General features: G+C 66.7%; 22 protein-coding genes. 16 read left to right on the top strand and 6 right to left on the bottom strand.

The window, feature by feature from the left end:
- The first annotated feature begins 79 nt into the window (after positions 1-79).
- Positions 80-1390, top strand: a complete 1311-nt coding sequence (locus tag ACQP1G_RS12085) for a M16 family metallopeptidase (protein WP_433202349.1) — start codon at positions 80-82, stop codon at positions 1388-1390.
- Positions 1391-1558: 168 nt separating this feature from the next.
- Here ACQP1G_RS12085 and ACQP1G_RS12090 read toward each other — a convergent pair whose 3' ends face one another.
- Entirely contained in the window at positions 1559-1888 is a 330-nt protein-coding gene (locus ACQP1G_RS12090) for an ArsR/SmtB family transcription factor (protein WP_433202352.1), read from the bottom strand.
- 92 nt (positions 1889-1980) lie between these two features.
- On the opposite strand from ACQP1G_RS12090, the gene ACQP1G_RS12095 reads away from it, so the two are divergent.
- The 3 genes from ACQP1G_RS12095 (at position 1981) to ACQP1G_RS12105 (ending at position 5427) form a co-directional block, all read left to right on the top strand.
- Entirely contained in the window at positions 1981-3198 is a 1218-nt protein-coding gene (locus ACQP1G_RS12095) for an MFS transporter (protein ID WP_433202355.1), read from the top strand.
- Positions 3199-3406: 208 nt separating this feature from the next.
- Positions 3407-3907: a GNAT family N-acetyltransferase gene (locus ACQP1G_RS12100; RefSeq protein ID WP_433202358.1), complete on the top strand. Its 501-nt coding sequence runs from the start codon at positions 3407-3409 to the stop codon at positions 3905-3907.
- Between the two features lie 119 nt (positions 3908-4026).
- A complete protein-coding gene (locus ACQP1G_RS12105; RefSeq protein ID WP_433202361.1) occupies positions 4027-5427 on the top strand; it encodes a pentapeptide repeat-containing protein in 1401 nt (466 codons plus the stop codon).
- 187 nt (positions 5428-5614) lie between these two features.
- Here ACQP1G_RS12105 and ACQP1G_RS12110 read toward each other — a convergent pair whose 3' ends face one another.
- Positions 5615-6010 (bottom strand): VOC family protein, encoded by a 396-nt coding sequence (locus tag ACQP1G_RS12110; RefSeq protein ID WP_433208438.1) that lies wholly within the window; start codon positions 6008-6010, stop codon positions 5615-5617.
- A 200-nt stretch (positions 6011-6210) separates the two neighbouring features.
- Here ACQP1G_RS12110 and ACQP1G_RS12115 point away from each other — a divergent pair, with 200 nt between their 5' ends.
- Entirely contained in the window at positions 6211-7317 is a 1107-nt protein-coding gene (locus ACQP1G_RS12115; RefSeq protein WP_433202364.1) for an alcohol dehydrogenase catalytic domain-containing protein, read from the top strand.
- Positions 7318-7418: 101 nt separating this feature from the next.
- Here ACQP1G_RS12115 and ACQP1G_RS12120 read toward each other — a convergent pair whose 3' ends face one another.
- Positions 7419-7865, bottom strand: coding sequence for a MarR family winged helix-turn-helix transcriptional regulator (locus tag ACQP1G_RS12120; protein WP_433202367.1), 447 nt, complete (start codon positions 7863-7865; stop codon positions 7419-7421).
- Between the two features lie 59 nt (positions 7866-7924).
- On the opposite strand from ACQP1G_RS12120, the gene ACQP1G_RS12125 reads away from it, so the two are divergent.
- The 8 genes from ACQP1G_RS12125 (at position 7925) to ACQP1G_RS12160 (ending at position 14973) form a co-directional block, all read left to right on the top strand.
- Positions 7925-8335 (top strand): hypothetical protein, encoded by a 411-nt coding sequence (locus tag ACQP1G_RS12125; protein ID WP_433202370.1) that lies wholly within the window; start codon positions 7925-7927, stop codon positions 8333-8335.
- A gap of 83 nt (positions 8336-8418) precedes the next feature.
- Positions 8419-9165 (top strand): 4-hydroxy-tetrahydrodipicolinate reductase, encoded by a 747-nt coding sequence (gene dapB / locus ACQP1G_RS12130; protein WP_433202373.1) that lies wholly within the window; start codon positions 8419-8421, stop codon positions 9163-9165.
- Between the two features lie 76 nt (positions 9166-9241).
- Positions 9242-9748 carry a hypothetical protein gene (locus ACQP1G_RS12135; protein WP_433202376.1) on the top strand — a complete coding sequence of 169 codons (507 nt, stop codon included), beginning with the start codon at positions 9242-9244 and terminating at the stop codon, positions 9746-9748.
- A gap of 343 nt (positions 9749-10091) precedes the next feature.
- Entirely contained in the window at positions 10092-10544 is a 453-nt protein-coding gene (locus ACQP1G_RS12140; protein ID WP_433202379.1) for a flavodoxin family protein, read from the top strand.
- A 118-nt stretch (positions 10545-10662) separates the two neighbouring features.
- A complete protein-coding gene (locus ACQP1G_RS12145; RefSeq protein WP_433208441.1) occupies positions 10663-11343 on the top strand; it encodes a response regulator transcription factor in 681 nt (226 codons plus the stop codon).
- A gap of 95 nt (positions 11344-11438) precedes the next feature.
- Complete coding sequence (locus ACQP1G_RS12150; RefSeq protein ID WP_433202382.1) at positions 11439-12632, top strand: ATP-binding protein; 1194 nt, start codon at positions 11439-11441, stop codon at positions 12630-12632.
- Positions 12625-13638, top strand: a complete 1014-nt coding sequence (locus ACQP1G_RS12155; RefSeq protein ID WP_433202385.1) for a hypothetical protein — start codon at positions 12625-12627, stop codon at positions 13636-13638. Before ACQP1G_RS12150 ends, ACQP1G_RS12155 begins: the two co-directional genes overlap by 8 nt.
- Before the next feature lie 135 nt (positions 13639-13773).
- A complete protein-coding gene (locus ACQP1G_RS12160; protein WP_433202388.1) occupies positions 13774-14973 on the top strand; it encodes a winged helix-turn-helix domain-containing protein in 1200 nt (399 codons plus the stop codon).
- Positions 14974-15153: 180 nt separating this feature from the next.
- Here the strand turns inward: ACQP1G_RS12160 and ACQP1G_RS12165 are convergent, their stop codons facing one another.
- Positions 15154-15600, bottom strand: a complete 447-nt coding sequence (locus ACQP1G_RS12165; RefSeq protein WP_433202391.1) for a toxin-antitoxin system HicB family antitoxin — start codon at positions 15598-15600, stop codon at positions 15154-15156.
- Between the two features lie 147 nt (positions 15601-15747).
- Between ACQP1G_RS12165 and dapA the strand changes: the two genes are divergently transcribed.
- Both dapA and ACQP1G_RS12175 read left to right on the top strand, forming a co-directional pair.
- Positions 15748-16656 (top strand): 4-hydroxy-tetrahydrodipicolinate synthase, encoded by a 909-nt coding sequence (dapA, locus tag ACQP1G_RS12170; RefSeq protein WP_433202394.1) that lies wholly within the window; start codon positions 15748-15750, stop codon positions 16654-16656.
- A gap of 67 nt (positions 16657-16723) precedes the next feature.
- A complete protein-coding gene (locus tag ACQP1G_RS12175; protein ID WP_433202397.1) occupies positions 16724-18733 on the top strand; it encodes a ribonuclease J in 2010 nt (669 codons plus the stop codon).
- A gap of 60 nt (positions 18734-18793) precedes the next feature.
- Here the strand turns inward: ACQP1G_RS12175 and ACQP1G_RS12180 are convergent, their stop codons facing one another.
- Both ACQP1G_RS12180 and ACQP1G_RS12185 read right to left on the bottom strand, forming a co-directional pair.
- Positions 18794-19354, bottom strand: a complete 561-nt coding sequence (locus ACQP1G_RS12180; protein ID WP_433202400.1) for a hypothetical protein — start codon at positions 19352-19354, stop codon at positions 18794-18796.
- 58 nt (positions 19355-19412) lie between these two features.
- Positions 19413-19799 carry a DUF4189 domain-containing protein gene (locus ACQP1G_RS12185; protein ID WP_433202403.1) on the bottom strand — a complete coding sequence of 129 codons (387 nt, stop codon included), beginning with the start codon at positions 19797-19799 and terminating at the stop codon, positions 19413-19415.
- A 200-nt stretch (positions 19800-19999) separates the two neighbouring features.
- Here ACQP1G_RS12185 and ACQP1G_RS12190 point away from each other — a divergent pair, with 200 nt between their 5' ends.
- A complete protein-coding gene (locus tag ACQP1G_RS12190; RefSeq protein WP_433202405.1) occupies positions 20000-20626 on the top strand; it encodes a TIGR03085 family metal-binding protein in 627 nt (208 codons plus the stop codon).
- Positions 20627-20660: the final 34 nt, after the last annotated feature.

The raw sequence follows: 20660 nt of genomic DNA on the forward strand, positions 1-20660 counted from the left end.
ACTTGTCTCTGTGACGAAGAAGAAGACGGCAACCCCTCTGCTCCGCGGCGAGCAGGGGGGTTCGTCTCTGGAGCTGCGGATGGATCAGATGCGGGGCAGCGACGCCGGAGTACGGCGCACCGTGCTACCCGGTGGGCTGCGCGTGGTCACCGAACACCTGCCCGGTGTGCGTTCGGCATCGATCGGGGTGTGGGTTGGGGTCGGCTCGCGCGATGAGGGACCCACTGTGGCGGGCGCGGCGCATTTTCTGGAGCATTTGCTGTTCAAGGCGACGCCGACGCGCTCGGCGCTGGATATCGCGCAGTCGATGGACGCGGTCGGCGGCGAGCTCAACGCGTTCACCGCGAAGGAGCAGACCTGCTACTACGCCCATGTCCTGGACGAGGATCTGCCGCTGGCCGTCGATATGGTCTCCGATGTCGTGCTCAACGGCCTGTGTCGGGCCGAGGATGTGGACGTCGAGCGGCAGGTGGTGCTCGAGGAGATCGCCATGCGCGATGACGATCCGGAGGATCTGGTCGGCGACGCGTTCCTGTCCGCGCTCTTCGGTGATCATCCGATCGGGCGTCCGGTGATCGGCTCCGTCGAAACCATCGAGGCGATGAATGCCGCGCAATTGCGCGGTTTCCACCTACGTCGCTACCGGCCGGACCGGATGGTCGTCGCGGTCGCGGGCAATGTGGAGCACGACCACACCGTGGAACTGGTGCATCGTGCCTTCGCCGCCCGACTCGATCCGTCCGCCGAACCCGCACGACGGCGCGAGGGCCGGTTTCGGCCGCACAGCGTGCCGGATCTGCGCTGGAGCCACCGCGATAGCGAACAGGCGCACCTGGCCTTCGGCGTACGCGCTTTCGGGCGGCACGAGGGGGAGCGGCGCTGGCCGCTCTCGGTGCTCAATACCGTCGTCGGCGGTGGCCTGAGTTCGCGTCTGTTCCAACGCATTCGAGAAGAACGTGGGTTGGCGTACTCGGTGTATTCCAGCGTGGACACCTTCGCCGATACCGGTGCGTTCTCGGTGTACATCGGCTGCCAGCCGGAAAACCTCGGCCAGGTAGCGGGATTGGCGCGCGGGGTGCTGGATGAGATCGCGGCCAACGGGATCACCGACGCGGAATGTGCGCGTGCCAAGGGTTCGTTGCGTGGCGGACTGGTACTCGGGCTGGAGGATTCGGCGTCGCGGATGAACCGGATCGGTCGCAGCGAACTGAGTTATGGCAATCACCGCAGCGTCTCGGAGACGCTGGCCCGCATCGATGCGGTGACCACGGAAGAGGTTTCGGCGATCGCCCGCACGCTGCTGGCTCGGCCGTTCGCGGCGTCGGTGGCCGGGCCGTACCGGCGGACTCGCGAATTGCCCTCCACGGTGCGGCGATTGGTCGAAGGCTGAGGTAGATCCGGTGGGGGCCGAAGTGATTCGCTTCGGCCATTGAGCTGCATACGTTCGGAGATAGTTCGCGATCACGTTTCGACGCTCGTGCAATGGTGGTCGGCTCCGCGCTTGCGCTGTGTTGTCCGTGGGGAGTCGCAGCGACGGCTGGCGGCTGACGATCGCGGTTCAGTCGCTGCGGGCGCGGTTGGCGGCGTCGACGATCGAGGGCAGCAGACCGGGTAGAGCATTGTCGAGATCTTCGGAGCGCAGGCGCTGACAGGTCTGGCCGTCGATAATCAGTCGCTCGATGACACCGGCTTCGCGCAGAATCTTGAAGTGGTGGGTGGCGGTCGACTTGTTGATCACCTCGTAGAGCGCGCCACAGCGCACGGCGGTGCCCGCATTGCTGAGTCGGCGCACCATCTCGAGCCGCACCGGATCCTGGAGCGCTGCGAGCACGGCGGGTAGCGGGGCCACCGGCGGCGCCGCGGTGGCCGATTCCTTGGTTTCGGTCATGATCTACCTCACAGTGGTTTGATGACCATCGTACCGGCTGTATCGTCTCGTTAAGTTCGATCATCATCAAACTTACCTGATCGGGGTTCCGAATGGCAGCGACAATGACAGTGGCGGCCGACCAGCAGACCTCTCAGCGCTGGGCCTATGCGCTGATTCTGGCGGCCAGCGGAGTGGCGCTCGGCGTCTCCGGGGTGCCCGCACCGCTGTACGGCATGTACCAGAAGGAATGGCATTTCTCGCCGCTGACGACGACGTTCGTCTTCGCCGTCTACGCATTCGCGGCGCTGGCCGCCGTGCTGGTCTCCGGGCGGATCTCCGATGTGGTCGGCCGCAAACCGGTGCTGCTCGGTGCGTTCGCGACCATGATCGTCGGGCTGGTGGTGTTCCTGCTGGCCGATAACGTCGTGATGCTGTTGGTGGCGCGGGCGCTGCACGGGCTGGCGGTCGGTTCGACCGTGGTGGCCGGTGCCGCGGCGCTGCTCGATCTGCGGCCGAAGCACGGCGCGCGGTCCGGTCAGCTCAGTGGCGTCGCCTTCAATGTGGGTATGGCCGTGGCCATTCTGGGATCGGCCGTGCTGGCACAGTACGCGCCGCATCCGCTGCGCACGCCCTATGTCGTGATCACAGTGGTGTGCCTGGCCATCGGGGTTGGTGTCATTGCGCTGCGCGAACCGCATACCGCGCGGGTCGCCGGTCGCATCCGGATCGCGAAACCGGCGGTGCCGCAGGAGATTCGCGGTGACTTCTGGTTCTCGGCACTGGGTGTGATGGCGGCCTGGTCGGTGCTCGGCGTCCTGCTGTCGCTGTATCCGTCGCTGGCCTCGGCGGAGACGGGCATTCACAACCTGATCTTCGGTGGCGCGGTCGTCGCATCGACCGCGGTGGCCGGTGCGATGGCTCAGCTGTTCGCGACCGGAATTCCGGCGCGGCGCGCGGCGATCGGCGGCGATACCGGTATGGCAGTGGCACTGGTGCTGACGGTGCCCGCCTTGCATACCGGCAACTGGGTCGTGGTGCTGCTGGCCGGGGTGTTGCTCGGCGCGACCTTCGGGCTCGGTTTCGGTGGTTCGCTGCGGCATCTGTCCGAGGTCGTGCCGCAGCACAAGCGGGGCGAGACGATGTCGGCGTATTACCTGCTCGCCTACACGGCCATGGCATTGCCGACCATCCTGGCAGGATGGGCGGCGACCGAGTGGGGGCTGAGCGAGGTGTTCCCATGGTTCGTCGGTGCGGTCGCCTTCGCCTGCCTGGTGGCGGCCGGGCTGGGTCTGCGTAGGAATCGGGAAGTGGCCCAACAGGCTGGATGAGCCACTGGATCGCGTCGCGGCCGCGGCTCCTCGAACGTTACTGCGTTGCGGGGGTCGCGGTTTCGTGTAGCGCGAGCCACTGCGGTCGAGCGGATGCGGGGTCGTCGACCAGCACCGCGGTGGTGCGCCGGTCTGCTGGCGCGGCGTGCGATCGGGCCGGTCGTTTAAATCTGTTGCGGCGCATCAGCGTCTGGCCGAGGATGCCTGCGTGATCAGTGTGCGCCGACTGGGCGATTCGGATTGGCAGATCTACCGCGACCTGCAGTTGGCGTCGTTGACCGAGGCGCCGGACGCGGCATGGCTCACCTATGACGAGGCCGAGCGGCGCTCGGAAGCGGACTGGCGCGACAACCTCGCGGGGCGGGCGCAGTTCGCGGCGCTGCTCGACGATATCCCGGTCGGCACGGCGGGCGGTTGGGTGCAGGAGTCCCCTGAATGTCCTGAGCTGATTTCGATGTGGGTGGCGCCGCAGGCGCGTGGCAAAGGGGCGGGGGATGTGCTCGTGCGGGCGGTACTGGAGTGGGCGAGTAGTGCAGGGTGCCGCGCGGTCGGGCTGTGGGTGCTGGACGGGAACGAACCGGCCGAGCGGCTCTATCGTCGGCACGGATTCCGCCGGACCGGACGCCGCCAGGTAATGCCGAGGGATGCGTCGTTGGTCGAGGTCGAAATGGTCGTCGCGCTCGACGCCGCGGCCGCCTCGTCCGCATAGGTTGCGTCGGGTAAGCCGGGTGTGCGGGCACAACTCTGGACGGCTGAAAACGCAAGGGGGACAGACCCAACCGATCTTGTTCGGTAGTCGGCGAGCGACAACCCCGCTACCATGCGGGGATGCGATGGGGGCGGTTGGGCGACCGACTACACCGCGCGGCATTGTTGCTCGCGGTGTTGGGCGCGGTTGTCGGTGGATTGGTGATCGCCGGGCTGACCTGGTGGTTGTTGTGGTGGCTGTTGGGTGCGAAGGCCGAGACGCCGAATCAGTTGGATCTCACCAAGATTGCGCTATCGGTGGCGGCCGGGGTTGGCGGGGCGGTCGCGCTGGTGGTGGCGTATCGGCGGCAGCGGGATCTGGAGCGGGGGCGGTTCGCGGAGTTGTTCGGGGCGGCGGCGCGGCAGTTGGGTGATGCGGATCCGGCGGTGCGGATCGCTGGGGTGTATGCGATGGCGGGGGTGGCCGATGAGTTCTCGGCACCGAGTCGAAGACAGCAGTGCATCGATGTGTTGTGCGGGTATCTGCAACTGCCCTACGACCCGGCAGATGGAGCGAATCATCTGGTCTCACGCGCCGAGTCGGCGGAGGAAGCCGGGGGCAAGGTCGAGCGGGTCTACGAATTCCGGCGCAATGATCGGGAGGTGCGTCGCGCGATCGTGCGAGTGATCGCGCAACATCTGAAGCCCTCGGCGGAGATCTCATGGTCGGCGTGCACCCTCACCTTCACTAATGCGGTCGTCGAGAAGGCGGACTTTCGGTATGCGGTGTTCCAGGGACGGCATACGTCGTTCGCCGGAGCGACGTTCATCGGACCGACCACATTCGAGTTCGCGACCTTCGCCGGGCTGCATCTCACCTTCCGCGGCGCGACTTTTCGCGATGGCCCGACGCTGTTCGATCGCGCGGAATTCGGGTCCGATCGCATCGAGAAGCGCGAACCCGCAGGCGTCGGCACCACCTTCGCCGAGGTCACCTTCGAAGGTCCGGCATCGTTCGAGAGCGCGACCTTCCGTGGTCCACGCACCGACTTCAGTGGCGCTCGTTTCCTCGGTGCTCGAACATCGTTCCAAGACGTGAAGTTCCGGGCCGAGCTGACCTCGTTCGAGCGCGCCGCCTTCGATGGTGACCACATCGCCTTCGATCGCACCGAATTCGCAAGTCCCCGTGTCACATTCAAAGGCGCACAGTTCTACGCGACGCTCACGGCCTTCGACGAGGCCAGAGTAGGCGCGCCGAATCGACTGCGGAACAGGGGCACCCGCGAAACGGACTTCTCGCAGGCCGAGTACCACGGTGGCATCAGATTCCCGCGGACGGTGCTCGGCGGGCGGATCGTCGACTTCAGCGAGGGCGACTTCTTCGGCGATATCTCCTTCCTCGGCACGCGTTTCGCCGCCCAGGAAATCCACTTCGATCGCCCGAAGGCCTGGGTGGGCACGCATTTCGACTGGGATGACGTGCCCACCCGCAAACCGGCAAGTGTCAAACCCAATCCCTGGCCGCCGACCGCCGCGGGGTGACGCTAAGCCGACCTGTGCGTAGGGCTTCGAGGCGGGCCGGGATCGCGCGATCAGGCGGCCCAGCGTGCCTTTCGCGAGCAGATCGTCGACGACGCTTTGTCGCGAAAGACCAACCGGCACAATTGAAATCACGACATCGAACCAACCCGTCGGGGCAGCGGGTTTGCGGCTGCCCCGACGGTGGGCACTACATCGGCCAACCGCCGTACGGGACGGTGATCAGCTCTAAGAAGTGACCAGTGGGGTCGAGGAAGTAGACGCCGCGACCGCCATCGTTGTGGTTGATCTCGTTGACGCCCTGTTGCCGCGGGTCGGCCCAGTGATCCAGTTTGTAGCGCTGGATCTTGGCGTAGGCCGCGTCGAACTCGGCCTCGGAGATCAGGAATGCGTAGTGCTGGGGCTGGATTTCGGTGATGTGCGGTGGCACGTTCGCGAAGTCGAAGGTGACGTCATTACCCGTGGGAAGCGGGATGAACGGGCCCCACTCTTTTCCTAGTTCCAAACCCAGGATGTCCGCCCAGAATTCGGCGGACACTCGATTGTCCCGACAACCGACAATGGTGTGATTGAGCTGTACTGCCAGGGGATTTCTCCTTGTGTCGTGACGGTCCCGACCCCGGGCTCGGTACAAGGCGGCCTACGGGAGCACCGTCACGGGCGTCGAGGTTAGCGAATCAGTCCCCACCGTGCCACCCCCGAGTGATCGGAACCATGATTCATCGACCGCGTTTCCCGCTGTGACCCACTTCGCTGTCTGTGACGCCGCGCGGTAGCGTCGGTGGAATGAAGATTCGAGGGGCGGTCCTGGAGCGGATCGCAGCGCCCGTGCCGTTCGCCGAGTCGGCGCCGATCACCGTCTGTGAACTGGACCTCGGTGAGCCGGGGCCGGGGGAACTGCTGGTACGGATCGAGGCCGCCGGACTGTGTCATTCGGACCTGTCGGTGGTGGACGGAAATCGGGTGCGACCGGTGCCGATGCTGCTCGGGCACGAGGCCGCGGGCATCGTCGAGGCGGTGGGGCCCGGTGGCAGTGATCTTGCGGTGGGGCAGCGCGTGGTGATGACCTTCCTGCCGCGCTGCGGGGAATGCGCGGGCTGTGCCAGCGAGGGACGGACGCCGTGCGGGCCGGGCAGCGTCGCCAATAATGCGGGTGAGCTATTGAACGGTGGGCGGCGGCTGCACCGTGCGGGTGCCGAGGTGCACCATCACCTCGGGGTGTCCGCCTTCGCCACGCACGCCGTCGTCGACCGCCGATCGGTGGTTCCGGTTGATGCCGATGTGCCGCCGGAGGTGGCGGCGGTGCTCGGTTGCGCGGTACTGACCGGTGGCGGGGCGCTGCTCAATTCCACGAAACCCGGTCCGGCCGACCGGATCATGGTGGTCGGTCTCGGCGGTGTCGGCATGGCGGCGGTGCTCGTCGCGGTGTCGCTGGGCGAACACGAGGTAATCGCCGTCGATACCGTCGCGGAAAAGCTCACTCTCGCAATGGAACTCGGCGCGACCGCCGCCTACACACCGGCCGAACTCGCCGAGCAGGGTATCCAGGCCGACATCGTTGTCGAAGCCGCGGGCAATATCCGCGCCTTCGAGACCGCCGTCGCCGCAACGGGCCCCGGCGGCACCACCGTCACCGTCGGCCTGCCCGCCCCCGACGCCCGTGCGAGCATTTCCCCGCTCGCATTGGTCGCGCAGGGCCGCACCATCATCGGCAGCTACCTCGGCTCGGCGGTGCCCGCCCGCGACATTCCCGAATACGTCCGCATGTGGCGCGAGGGTCGGCTGCCCGTCGAGAAGCTGGTGTCCTCCCACGTCGGCCTCGACGAAATCAACCATGCCATGGACGAACTCGCCGCCGGGCATGCGCTACGTCAGGTCATCGTCTTCGACTGACTGATGTTCGAGCGTGGTGAATTGGTGGCTCGAAACACCGTCCGCAGCCATCCTTTACTACGCTCGATGCCCGTTGCGACTGCTGAGTGTGCGCGAAGTGCTCAGGAGTCGATACTGCGGGGGGTGTCGAGTGCATCGATGAATCGGCCCAGTAGGTGGGCGAATTCGGTGCGTTCGTGGTCGGTCCAGTTCGCCATCGCCGCTGCCATCGCGGCTCGGCGTCCGTCGCGGGCTGCTGCGAGTACGCGCAGCCCAGCGGGGGTGAGTCGTAGGACGGCGCGTCTGCCGTCGTGCTGATCGGCCACCCGTTCGAGGTGTCCGGATGAAACAGCCTGGGCAACAAGGCGACTCGCGCGTGGCTGATCGACGCCCAGTGCGGGGGCGAGGGTTCCGACGGTGGCCGCGTCGGTACCGGCTACCGCGTCGAGGACTCCGAAGACCGCATGCGGCACCGGTGAATCCTTGCCCAATGCGCCGCGGGTCTGGCGCCGCCGGATCCGGACCATTGCCGCCTCGACGGCCTCGGTGACCGCATCATGCTCTTCCATTCGCCCTATTTCCATGTCATATTACATGTAGTTGTTAGTCTACATGTTTTGGAGGAACGATGGCCGCGCAGCGCCCGATCGGTTACTGGCTCAAGGAACTCGATCGCCTGATCAACGCCTGCTTCGAGGAGGACCTGGCTACCGCCGGGCTGACCCGTCGGCACTGGCAGATGCTCAACTCACTGGCCGAAGGCCCCCGCCCCGAGGTCGATGTTCGCGACGGTCTCGCCCCCTTCTGGAACGACTTGTCGGAGTGGGATATTCAGCTCGCCTACTTGGTGGATCGCGGCGACATCGCCGACGATTCGGGCACCCTCGCCCTTACCGACGCGGGCCGGACCACCCACCGAGCAGCCTTCGCCCTGATCGGCAAGCGCCGCCGCGCAATGCTCGACGGCATCACCGACGAGCAGTACGTCGAGACCGTCCGGCTCCTCGAAAAGATGGCCGAAAATATGGCCGCCGCCTGAGCTGCCCCAGTGGGAGGTCAGGGGAGGGCGAGGTGAGCAGGGTCGATAGGCTTGCGGGGACAGCAGGCGAATGAGGAGGTGCGGTGACCATTCGGGTCGGAGTGCTCGGTGCGCGCGGGAAAGTCGGGCAGGCCATCTGCGAGGCGGTGCAGGCGGCGAGCGATCTGGAGTTGGTCGCGACCGTCGATAAGGACGATTCGCTGGAGGCGTTCACCGAGTCCGGGACGCAGGTGGTCGTCGACTTCACCAATCCCGATGTGGTGATGGGGAATCTGAAGTTCCTGGTGGAACGCGGAATTCACGCCGTGGTCGGCACCACCGGATTCGACGCGCCCCGCCTGGACGAGGTGCGCGGCTGGCTGGCCGGGCGACCGGAGACCGGTGTGCTGATCGCCCCGAACTTCGCCATCGGCGCGGTGCTGTCCATGCGGTTCGCCGAACAGGCGGCCCGATTCTTCGATTCGGTCGAGGTCATCGAACTGCACCATCCGAACAAACTCGACGCACCATCGGGCACCGCCTACCGCACCGCGGGCCTGATCGCCGCGGCTCGGGACAAGGCCGGAGTCGGCCGCAGCCCCGACGCCACCACTCAGGAACTCGAGGGCGCCCGCGGCGCCGACGTCGACGGCGTGCGGGTGCATTCCGTGCGCCTGGCCGGACTGGTCGCGCACCAGGAGGTGCTGTTCGGCACCCAGGGCGAAACCCTCACCATCCGGCACGATTCCATCGACCGCTCCTCTTTCGCTCCCGGTGTGCTGCTCGGTGTGCGTGCGATAGCGAACCGCCCCGGCCTGACCGTCGGACTCGACCCGTTCCTGGATCTGTGAGCAAGCGCAGCGAGGGAACCGCGGACACGGCCGCCCGGGCGGTCATGGCGGAACCGAGCGCCAGCGAGGTGGAGTCATGAACGCCCCGGAACCGGTCGAGGCGGGTCGCGGCACCGAGGTCCGCAAGCTCATCGCGTTCATCGCGGCTCTGGTTGTCGTGCTGGGCTTCTACTTCCTACTGCTCGGCCGCATCGCGTTCAGCCTGATCGGTTCCGGTGATGTGGCCGCCGTCATCATCGGCATCGGGGTGCTGATCCTGCCGCTGCTCGGCGTCTGGATCGTCGTCGCCACCGTCCGCGCGGCTCTGGCCCACCAGCATTTGGCCCGCCGCATCCACGAGGAGGGCCTGGAACTCGACACCTCCGAACTACCGCGCCGCCCCTCCGGTCGCATCGAACGCGAAGCCGCCGACCAACTGTTCGAGCAGGTCAAACAGGAATGGGAGGCCGATCCCGACAACTGGCGCGTTTGCTACCGCCTCGCCCGCGCCTACGACTACGCCGGTGATCGCAGCCGCGCGCGCGAAACCATGCGGCGCGCTGTCGCGCTGGAGAAATTCGAAAGCGACCACCGCGAGGATTGATCACCCGCTTGCCGGTCCGACTGTCGAACGAAGACCCCCGAACAGAGCAGTCCCCGGTAGTGTCCGTCGAATCCGTAAGTCTCAACCGTCGTTGATTACTCCGTTATTCGACTGGCTTGCCGGGGGCCTGGCCAGATCCTGGAAAATGTCTCCGATGTCGTCGGACGTCTCCGGCTGACAGTTCGGCACTTTCCGGTATTCCGGTGTAACCACCTATTTTCCTCCCAGGTTTGTCGCCAGTCAATAGCCGGGGCACCTGAATATGGCCTCCGCTTCCCCACACTGTCGCGACGCCACCGTTGCCTCCCCCAGCGAGTTCCGGGACGGCAGTACGCTGCGGGGTGTGTCTCGGCTGTTGATCATTCATCACACCCCATCACCGCATATGCAGGCCATGTTCGAGGCCGTGGTGTCCGGTGCGACGGATCCGGAGATCGAAGGGGTGGATGTCGAGCGCCGCGCGGCGCTTGCGGTCACCGCGAGCGATGTGTTGGCCGCGGATGGTTATCTGCTCGGTAGCCCGGCGAACCTGGGCTACATGTCCGGTGCGCTCAAGCATGCGTTCGACACGTTCTACTACCCATGCCTGGACTCGACACGTGGTCGGCCGTTCGGCTTCTACCTGCACGGGAATGAGGGCACCGAAGGGGCCGAGCGTGGGGTGGTCAGCGTGACCAACGGGCTCGGCTGGGAGAAGGTGGCGGCGCCGGTCATCGTGATGGGCGCGCCGTCGAAGGACGATATTCAGCGTTGCTGGGAGCTCGGGGCGACCGTCGCGGCGCAGCTCATGGCATAGCGGACCGTCCCCCGATTTTTGGTGTCTGACCGGTGGCCGGGAAGGCCGGGCATACTACGAGGTGACGTTGTAGCGGTGGGGATGTGGACGAGTTGCTCGGGAACGGAGTGTCGAGGTGATGTGGGTCGAAGGGGGCGAAACAGCACCGCGCCGGATCGGGCTGGTCGAAGACCACGAATCGGTGGCGATCGGACTTGCCGCGATGCTGGCGCCGGAACCCGATCTCGATCTGGTGCTGACTGCGGGGACCGTACCGGAGCTGCTTGCGCAGGCGAATAGCGCGCCGCTCGACCTGGTCGTCCTCGATCTGCGACTGGCCGATGGGTCGTCGCCGGAAGACAATGTGCGCACGCTGCGCAACCGCGGCGTCGAGGTCCTGGTGTTCACCGGCGCGGATAACGCGTTCCTGGTGCGTGCCGCCGCGAAGGCCGGTGTACTCGGCGTGGTGCGCAAATCCGAGGATGTGCCGACGGTGGTCGCGGCCGTGCGCCGTGCCGCCTCGGGCGAGCAGGTGGTGACGACCGACTGGGCCGCCGCTATCGATGGCGATCCGCAGCTGTCCAACGTGGGTCTGAGCCCGCGTCAGGAAGAGGTGCTCACTCTCTACGCCTCCGGTGAGAAGGCCTCCCGCGTCGCGCGGCTGACCGGACTTTCCGAGCAGACCGTCAACGACTATCTGGGGCGTATCCGGCAGAAGTACGCCGATGCGGGTCGTCCGGCTCCCACCAAAACCGACCTCTACAAGCGGGCGGTAGAGGACGGATGGCTACCGGTTCCCGAGCGGCATCAGCGCGGATGACCGCGTCCAGCATGCTGGACACATCTACACCAACCGCGAGCTCCGCCTCGCTCGACCCGTTCCGGGTCAGTCGATGGCGTCGTGGGCGGGCCGCGGTGTCCAGACCGAAGATCGTCGAAGCGGCCTCGGATCGCATTCTGCGCCGTTTGGGTTTGGCCGTCGGCATCGCCGGGGTGATCGTCGCCATCGTCGAGCTGCCCGATATCGCCGAACAGGCCAAATTCATCTCCGGTCCCTGGGCGAGTGTGGTGGTCGGCGTGGCGCTCGGCTGGTTCCCGGTGCTCGCGGTCGTCTCGATCGCGATGGGAGCCAGGGCGATTCGCGTGGTGGCGGGCGCGGCCGCGGTGAGTTACCTTGCGGCGCTGGCAACCATGCCATTCATCTATGCCGCACCGCTGACCGACACCGCATCGGTCTGGATGTATCGGGTGCTCGCGCTCGGGGTGCTCGCCGCCGTCCTGGCTTGGCGTCCGGCGCTGGCCGTCACCTATCTCCTGGTCGCGGCCGCGGCCGCGGCGCTGGCGAACCGGTATGTGGTGCCCGAAGCGACGCTATGGTCGCTGATCGGCGACTTCGCCAGGGCTGCTGGCCTGTGCGCGCTTTTCCTCTGGTGCTGTATCTACGCGCTCGCGGCGGCGGCACGGGTTGACCGTGAGTCGGTCATCGCCAGTCGACGCGCGGCGGCGGTGGCCGGTGCAGCGGCGCGGGATCGGGAGCGCGCTCGATTCGCCGCCCTGATCCACGATGCGGTGCTGTCGACGCTGCTCGATGCCTCGCGCGCCGGTGCCGAATCGCCGGTACTGCGCCGTCAGGCCGAACGCACGCTGGAGCAACTCGACGAATGCCGCGGCGCCAATACCGAACCCGACCGTTTGGACGCGCAATCGGCGATCGGCTTCCTGCGCTCGGCGGTGTACGAGGTGAATCCGGGCATCCGCTTCACCGCGCGCCGCTGGGCCGGACTCGATGATCTGCGACTGCCCGTCCATGCCGCTGGCACTATCGCCGCCGCGCTCGCCGAGGCGGCGCGAAATAGTCTGCGCCACGCCACGGTTGCGGGCCGTACCGTGCAGCGCGCCGTCACAGTGACGATCAGTGCCGGTGGCATCCGGGTGGTATTCCGTGACGACGGAGCGGGTTTCGATCTCGACCGGGTGCCCGCCGATCGGCTGGGCGTTTCGGTGAGCATCCTCGGCCGGATGCGGCAACTGGCCGGTGGGGCCGGATTCGTGGAATCCCAGCCGGGGGACGGCACCACCGTGACCTTGGTCTGGGGCGGCGATGGCTGACACCGATAACGAATTCGGCCTGCGCGACCTGCTCGGGCTGCGGGACCGGTCGGCATGGTTGTTCCTGGTCATCTTCGAGGCGACGATCTTGCTCTATATGATGCGCAATTTCGCCGAATCGCCGCTGATTCTGGCCTCGCTCGCGCTGGCGCTGCTGGTCGGGGCCGGGGTGGTGGTCCTGGTGATTCCGGTCGATCCGCTGCCGCTGCCCGCGGCGATCGCGGTGGCCGCGGCTGGACCGATCGCGACCGCACTGACCACCGTCGATATCGATCACGGCATGTCCAAACAGGTCTGGACCGCATTCGCCTCGTCCTATGTGCTCGCGGTGCTGGTGTTACGCGGTCGTTTGGGTGCGGCGTGGTGGGGTGTCGCCGGGATCGCGGCGGTGATCGCGGTGGTCGGCGCGATGACCGGGCTGCGGGTGGTGGTCGGATCCATCGTGCCGATCGCCACCGTGGCCGGGGTCTCGATCGGCGCCGCGGTCATGCGGCCGATGCAGCGCTCGCTGCGGCTGCTGCGAGAGGAGGCGACCATGCGTGCGGCCGCGGAGGCGACCATGGCCGCCCAGAACGGCGAGCGCGACCGGCAACTGGCCCGGCTCGATAAGGTGGCCCGCCCGATTCTGGAACGCATTGCCGACGGCGCCGAACTCACCGCATGCGAGCGGGAGGAGTGTCGACTGCTCGAGGCCGAGTTGCGCGATGGATTGCGCGCGCCACAGTTGGTGACCGACGAGTTGAGCAGTGCCGCCCGCGGCGCGCGCTCCCGCGGGGTCGAAGTGGTGCTGCTGGATGACGGTGGTTTCGCCGGGGTTCCGAAGTGGGTCCGCCAGCAGGTGATCGAGTCAGCGACCCGCGAACTGGACGCGGCCAACGCCGGTTCGGTGACCGTGCGGGTGCTGCCGATGGGCCGACGAGTGCTCGCCACGGTGCTGGCGAACGCACCGGACCGCGATCGGCGCACCGAGATCGATACCGCGGGTGCGGTCTCGGTCTCGACGTAGCCGTCGTGAGCTGGGCCATCCGGCGAGGTCGTTAGCGCGGCGGATGGGAGTGCGCCCGGCCTCATGCCGCGACCGGATACCTGTTCGCCGGTACGACGGCCGATTCTGTCGGTGCGGCATGGCATTGTTCGACCCATGCGGAAGATGAGTGCGGTGGCCGCACGTCGGACGGCGTTGGCCGCGCAGGGCTTCGGGCGGCGCAAACCGGTCGCGCCGACGCGGCGGACGGTCCTCGATGTGCTCGGCAGAACGCAACTACTGCAACTGGATTCGGTATCGGCAGTGGTGCGCGCGCACTATGCGCCGGTCTTCAGCCGGATCGGTGGATACGACCGTACGCTGCTGGACGGCGCCGCCTGGAGCAATGGTGTGCGGCGCCCGCGGCGGCTGGTCGAGTACTGGGCGCACGAGGCTGCGCTGATCCCCGTCGAGGACTGGCCGCTGATGCGGTGGCGGATGCGCAGATACGAGCACGGTCGTTGGAATGGCATGCGCCGGGCGAAGGAACGCAACCCCACCCTCGGCAAGGACATTCTCGATGTGATCACCGAGGTCGGCGCCTGCACCGCGGGTGAGGTGGAGCGTCATCTCGAGCTGGACAAACCGCGCCCCAAAGGGTCCTGGTGGAATCTCAGCGATACCAAGATGATCTGCGAACAGCTCTTCGCCGCCGGTGAACTCTCGGTCGATAAGCGGGTCGGTTTCGCCAGGCACTACGACCTGGCCCAGCGGGTGATTCCGCCGGAGATCCTGGCGCGTGACGTCTCCGAGACCGACGCGGTGCGCGAGTTGGTGTTGCGCGCTGGCACCGCACTGGGCATCGCGACCGAGACCGATCTGCGCGACTATTACCGGCTGCATCGATCGCAAACCGAACCGGCGATCGCGGATCTGGTCGATGCGGGGGAGTTGGAACCGGTCGAGGTGACGGGTTGGGATAAGCCCGCGTATCTGCGGGCCGGTGCGTCGACACCGCGCCGCATCGAAGGTGCGGCTTTGCTGTGTCCGTTCGATCCGCTCATCTTCTTCCGCGCCCGCACCGAGCGGATCTTCGACTTTCACTACCGGATCGAGATCTACACGCCGGAACCCAAGCGGGTGCACGGGTATTACGTCTTTCCGTTCCTATTGAACGGGGAGTTGGTCGGCCGCGTCGACCTGCGTGCCGAGCGGGCGGCCGGACGGCTGCTGGTGCCCGGTGCGTTCGCCGAGCCCGGCTATCGCACGCCGGAGACGGCGCGAGCACTTACCGACGCACTGCGTGAGATGGCCGACTGGCTCGAACTCGATGAGGTGGTGATCGGCGAGCGTGGCGATCTCGCATCGCTGTTGTGAGCAGTCGCTCTCGAGCTGATCTCGGCTTTCGCGTGGATTTGCTGTCCACCCGTGCCACGAACGCTCAACGCAATCGGCGATGGTCAAGGCTGAAGGCCGGGCGATCCAGCCGCCGCGACAGCTCGCTGGTTAGCCGTACTCGAAGTAGCTGCTGGGTCGGCGGGTAGATATCGAGTTGGGTCAGATATCGCGCTTAGGCCCGTATCCGCGCATCTGGTCGCGCAGCGCACCGCTGACGGCCGTCGAGAGCCACGAGTTCAAGGAAACTCCGCTCGCCGCAGCCGCTTCCTCCGCCTTGGCCTTCATCTGCTCGACCAACCGCAGGGTGACTCGGCTGATGTCGCCGGTCATTTCCTCGAAGGTCGGATGCTCGCTGTCGGGGGTCGGGTTCTTGCGGACGTCCACGGTCGCATCGGTGCCGTCCACCGATACGTGCACCGTCCGGTCGCCGAGTTCGGTGCTGACCTCAGCGGCGAGATCCGACAGCGCCGCCAGCAGCGCCAGTCGCGCCGAGCTCTCCGTCGCCGCCGCCAGTGCGGCAGCGGTGGCCTGGGTCTTTTCGTCACCTAGTGCGGCGGCCGCGATCAGGTCCTCGCGTAGCCGGGTGGTGTACTTATTCAAATCCATGACATCAGTGTGACGCCATCTGTGATGTCACACAAGGGCGGGTCTGACATCATGATCATGAAGTGGGAGGCGAATCACTCGCCCGGGCAAGCCGATCGGCGGTCAGGGTGTCGAGGGCGTTCCCGGGAGCGGGTAGCCTTTCTGACCATGACGAACGGTGAATCGACGCCTACGGAGCTGCGTGCGTCCGGCACGGTAGGTGTCGCGATGGTGACCCCCTTCGGTGCCGACGGCAAGCTCAATGTCGATGCCGGGGTCGCGCTCGCGGCCCGCTTGGTCGACCGTGGCGTCGATTTGCTGGCGATTTCCGGGACCACTGGCGAATCGCCGACCACCACCGAATCGGAGAAGGCCGATCTGCTCCGCGCGGTCGTCGACGCCGTCGGCGACCGCGCCACCGTGATCGCAGGCGCGGGCACTTACGACACCGCGCACTCCATCGAACTCGCCCGCAATGCCCAGCGCGCGGGCGCGCACGGCCTGCTCGTGGTGACCCCGTACTACTCCCGCCCCACCCAGGACGGCCTGCTCGCGCACTTCACCGCCGTCGCCGACGCCACCGACCTGCCGGTCACCCTCTATGACATTCCGCCGCGCTCAGTGGTTCCCATTGCCAGCGACACCATTCGCAAGCTCGCCGAACATCCGCGTATCGTTGCGGTCAAGGACGCCAAGGGTGATCTGAACGCCGGTGCGGACCTCATCGCGAATACCGATCTGGCCTTCTACTCCGGTGACGACGCGCTGAATCTACCCTGGCTTTCGGTTGGCGCGACCGGATTCATCAGTGTCATCGGACATCTCGTGCCCGAGCGGCTGCGCGCCCTGCTCGACGCCTTCACCGCCGGTGACGTGGCGCGCGCCCGTGAGATCAATGCGGGCCTGCTGCCGTTGAATGCGGCGATGTCGCGCTTGGGTGGCGTCGCGATGTGCAAGGGCGGTCTGCGCCTGCTCGGCGTGGAAGTCGGCGAACCGCGGCTGCCGCAACTGATGCCGTCCACCGAACAACTCGATGCCCTGGCCGCCGACCTTCGGCTGGCGGGGGTGCTTTCATGAGGAGTAAGCGAATCAAGAACACCGAACTGTCCGACATGATCGAACCGACCAGTAGCGAGGTGCAGTCATGACTGAGGCAGAAGGCCGCCGCCCCCGCCGGACCGCGACCCGGGCCGCGGGCGCACCCGAACCCGCCGCGAAGCGTCCGCCCCGTTCGGAAAAGTCCGATCAGGCAGCGCAATCCGACGGTGGTGACCTAGCGAGATCCCCCGAATCTGCCCCCGAGAACCAGGCACGGACCTCCGAAGCCGCGCCCGCGAAGAAAGCCGCCAAGAAGGCGCCCGCCGCGAAGGCCCCGGCCGCTAGGGCCGAACAGCCCCGCAGACAGGGCCGCGGCCGTCAGCAGGGTGGCCGCGGACGCGGTGAGCAGCCCACGCCGGCCCCCGCCGAACGCGCCGCCGCCGACCGGCTCGGTGCACCGCCGAAGCTGCCCAAACACGGTCTGCGCGTCTTCGCCCTCGGCGGCATCGGCGAAATCGGCCGCAATATGACCGTTTTCGAATACGGCGGCAAACTGCTCATCGTCGACTGCGGCGTACTGTTCCCGGAGGATCAGCAGCCCGGCGTCGACCTGATCCTGCCCGACTTCCGGCCCATCGAGGACCGGATGGACGATGTCGAAGCCATCGTGCTCACCCACGGCCACGAGGATCACATCGGCGCGGTGCCGTTCCTGCTGCGGCTGCGCGGCGATATCCCGGTCGTCGGATCGAAATTCACCCTCGCGTTGGTGGCCGCGAAATGCCGGGAACACCGGCTGCGTCCGAAACTCGTCGAGGTGATCGAGGGCCAGCACACCACGCACGGCCCGTTCGGTTGCGAATACTTCGCCGTCAACCACTCGATCCCGGACGCCATCGCGGTGGCCATTCGCACCCCGGCGGGCGTCGTGCTGCACACCGGCGATATCAAACTCGATCAGCTGCCCCTGGATGGTCGCCTCACCGACCTGGCCGGATTCTCCCGCCTCGGTGACGAGGGCGTCGACCTGTTCCTGGTGGACTCCACCAATGCCGAGGTGCCCGGCTTCGTCACGCCTGAACGTGAGATCGGCGGCGTACTGGACACGGTGATCGGCAAGGCCCGCCACCGGGTGATCGTTGCCTCGTTCGCCAGCCACGTGCACCGCATCCAGCAGGTGGTCGATGTCGCCCAAAAGTACGGGCGCCGTGTGTGTTTCGTCGGTCGCTCGATGGTGCGCAATATGGAGATCGCGCAGGAGCTGGGCTATCTGACGGTGCCCGACGGCGTGGTCGTCGATCTCGATGTCGCCGCGACCCTGCCGGGCGATCGGCTGGTGCTGATCTCCACCGGATCGCAGGGCGAACCGCTGTCGGCATTGTCGCGGATGGCGCGCGGAGAACACCGCCAGATCAATATCCGCGCCGACGATCTCGTTGTGCTGGCCTCCTCGCTGATCCCCGGCAACGAGAATTCGGTATTCGCGGTGGTCAACGGTCTGGCGCGGCTCGGCGCCACGGTGATCACCCAGCAGAACGCGAAGGTGCACGTCTCGGGGCACGCGTCCGCGGGTGAGCTGCTGTATCTGTACAACGCGGTGCGGCCGACCAACGCCATGCCGGTGCACGGCGAATGGCGGCATCTGCGCGCCAATGCCGCGCTGGCGGTGGCGACCGGTGTGCCGGAGGATCGGGTGGTGCTTGCCGAGGACGGCGTGGTGGTGGACCTGGTCGACGGGATCGCCTCGATCGTGGGCCGGGTTCCGGTCGGGCACGTGTACGTCGACGGTCTGTCCGTCGGCGATGTCGGCGAGTCGACGCTGTCGGATCGCCTGGTCCTCGGCGAGGGCGGGTTCATCTCGATCACCCTCGCGGTCGACTCGACCACGGGTAAGGCGGTCAGCACACCCGAGATCAGTGGGCGCGGGTTCTCCGATGATCCGACCGCGCTCGTCGATGCCGCGGAACTCGTCGAGGCCGAACTGCTGCGGCTGGCCGGTGAGGGTGTCACCGATACTCATCGGATCGCGCAGAGCGTGCGGCGCGTGGTCGGCCGCTGGGTCGCCGAAACCTATCGCCGCCGCCCGATGATCATTCCGACGGTTATCGGCGTCTGACAACAAACGCGAAAACCGCCGGACGACGTTGTCGTCCGGCGGTTTTCACGTTCTGCGGCGCTACTGCTGGCAGGCCGCGGAGTCCAGCTTGGCGGATTTGACGATGCTGCACGCGAACTGGTGCGCGATCTGCCACTGATCACCGACGGCGACAAAGTCGACGGAGCCGTTCTCGACCTTCTTGCCGTCGATGGTGACGTTGGCGTCGGCCTTCAGTTTGCCGTCCTTGGGGTCGCCGACCTTGGTGATCTCGACCGTGACCTTGTTCTGCTTGGCGGCCGCGACCAGCTTGTCGACCAACTCCGGATCGCGGTCGGCGTCCTCGATCCAGGTCACCTTTTCTTTTTCGGCGACCGTGCCGTCGAGGGCACGAGTGATCTTGCCGTTGAGGTCTTGGACGGTCGGCTTGGGCAGATCGGGCGGCGTGGTGGAGGTCGGCGCCGCACCCTCCTCCTTGCCGTCCTGGCTGGTGCCGCTTTCGAAGCCGCCGCCCGATTTGGCGCTGCTCGTCGCGGATGAACCCGAGCTCGACGAGCTGTTGTCGGAGCTGCACGCGGTGAAGAGGAGGGCGGTGGCGGCGAATGCGATCGCGGCAACAGCCCGGAATGAACGGTATTGCACGGTTTCCCCTGATCGATGTGTCATGGATCCGGCATCGGCCGGGACGAAGATATCGGTCCTACAGCTCGTATCCGGAAGTGCAGTTCCAATGTTCGATGTAGGCGTTCCCGGGGTTATTGGCCAGTGCCTTGTTCTTCGCGGCGCCCAGCGACGGTCCCGAACCGTAGCTCCAGTAGTTGCGGGAAATGGCCAGCGCACCGCAGCCGTTGCGCCAAGAGATCTTGGCCGTGCAGTCGGGCCCGCCGCCGAAGCGGATGCAGGCATCAACGGCATTGGACTCGGCCGCGGCGAAGCCGCCGCTGCCGTACCAGAAGCCGTAGTGCGAGGTCGACAACGAGACGGCGATGGCGCCGTATTCGTTGGCCTGGGCTTGTGCGGGTGCCGCCGAAACGGCGAGTGCGATACCAGTGGCCGCCACAGTGACAGCGGTAATGAACTTGTTCACGAACTCGAACGCCCCTTCTCGTTTGAACGGTCCGCGACCCGACGGACCACGTGACAACGTACATTTCGGTTGGCCACCACGCCAACCATCCTTTTTCTGGGGCGGGGATATGTAGGGCGCCCGCAGAATTCGGAGCTGCGGCGGCAGCGCGGGTGCTGACGGCGTCGAGTTGCCGGACCTGGTCGGCTATGTTCGGAAGTGTGAACATGGCACAACGTGAACGCCGGGCGCTGGTCGACGCGATGTCCACCGTCGGACCGGATGCGCCGACCCTCTGCGGCGACTGGACCGTGCGAGATCTGGCCGCGCACTTGGTCGTTCGTGAACGCCGCCCGGACGCATCCCCGGGAATCATGCTGAAGCCGCTCGCCGGATACCTGGAGTCGGTGCAGACCAAGGCGGCACGCCGGCCCTTCCCCGAACTGTTGGAAGATGTGCGGACCGGTCCACCATGGTGGTCGCCGCTCAAGCCGGTCGACGCGGTCGCCAATATGACCGAGATGTTCGTCCATCACGAGGATGTGCGCCGCGGCGCGCCCGGTTGGGCGCCGCGTGAGCTGCCCGCCGCCGACGAGGCCAAGCTGTGGACGATGCTGCGCCGCATGGGCAAGATGGCCTATCGGAAGTCGCCGGTCACCGTCGAGCTGGCCACACCGGATGGAAGGAACGCCGTCGTGCACACGAAATCCGGAACCGCGAAGGTGACGCTGACCGGCAAGCCCTCCGAACTACTGCTGCACGCCTTCGGTCGCGACGAGGTAAGGATCGAAACCGCCGGTGACCCCGAGGCCGTCCGCACTGTATTGAGCCTCGATCGCTCGGTATAACACGCTGACGCTGCTCGAAAAGGGGGCTGGACGG

Origin of the sequence: Nocardia sp. CA-107356 (assembly GCF_050946365.1) — a bacterium.
In the GTDB taxonomy this organism is placed as follows: Bacteria; Actinomycetota; Actinomycetes; order Mycobacteriales; family Mycobacteriaceae; genus Nocardia.

Bases quoted from the DNA above. Each gene is read 5' to 3' on its own strand.
- ACQP1G_RS12085 (WP_433202349.1), top strand. From the start codon at position 80: ATGGATCAGATGCGGGGCAGCGACGCCGGAGTACGGCGCACCGTGCTA.
- ACQP1G_RS12090 (WP_433202352.1), bottom strand. From the start codon at position 1,888: ATGACCGAAACCAAGGAATCGGCCACCGCGGCGCCGCCGGTGGCCCCG.
- ACQP1G_RS12095 (WP_433202355.1), top strand. From the start codon at position 1,981: ATGGCAGCGACAATGACAGTGGCGGCCGACCAGCAGACCTCTCAGCGC.
- ACQP1G_RS12105 (WP_433202361.1), top strand. From the start codon at position 4,027: ATGCGATGGGGGCGGTTGGGCGACCGACTACACCGCGCGGCATTGTTG.
- ACQP1G_RS12115 (WP_433202364.1), top strand. From the start codon at position 6,211: ATGAAGATTCGAGGGGCGGTCCTGGAGCGGATCGCAGCGCCCGTGCCG.
- ACQP1G_RS12120 (WP_433202367.1), bottom strand. From the start codon at position 7,865: ATGGAAGAGCATGATGCGGTCACCGAGGCCGTCGAGGCGGCAATGGTC.
- ACQP1G_RS12125 (WP_433202370.1), top strand. From the start codon at position 7,925: ATGGCCGCGCAGCGCCCGATCGGTTACTGGCTCAAGGAACTCGATCGC.
- ACQP1G_RS12135 (WP_433202376.1), top strand. From the start codon at position 9,242: ATGAACGCCCCGGAACCGGTCGAGGCGGGTCGCGGCACCGAGGTCCGC.
- ACQP1G_RS12145 (WP_433208441.1), top strand. From the start codon at position 10,663: ATGTGGGTCGAAGGGGGCGAAACAGCACCGCGCCGGATCGGGCTGGTC.
- ACQP1G_RS12155 (WP_433202385.1), top strand. From the start codon at position 12,625: ATGGCTGACACCGATAACGAATTCGGCCTGCGCGACCTGCTCGGGCTG.
- ACQP1G_RS12160 (WP_433202388.1), top strand. From the start codon at position 13,774: ATGCGGAAGATGAGTGCGGTGGCCGCACGTCGGACGGCGTTGGCCGCG.
- ACQP1G_RS12165 (WP_433202391.1), bottom strand. From the start codon at position 15,600: ATGGATTTGAATAAGTACACCACCCGGCTACGCGAGGACCTGATCGCG.
- dapA (WP_433202394.1), top strand. From the start codon at position 15,748: ATGACGAACGGTGAATCGACGCCTACGGAGCTGCGTGCGTCCGGCACG.
- ACQP1G_RS12175 (WP_433202397.1), top strand. From the start codon at position 16,724: ATGACTGAGGCAGAAGGCCGCCGCCCCCGCCGGACCGCGACCCGGGCC.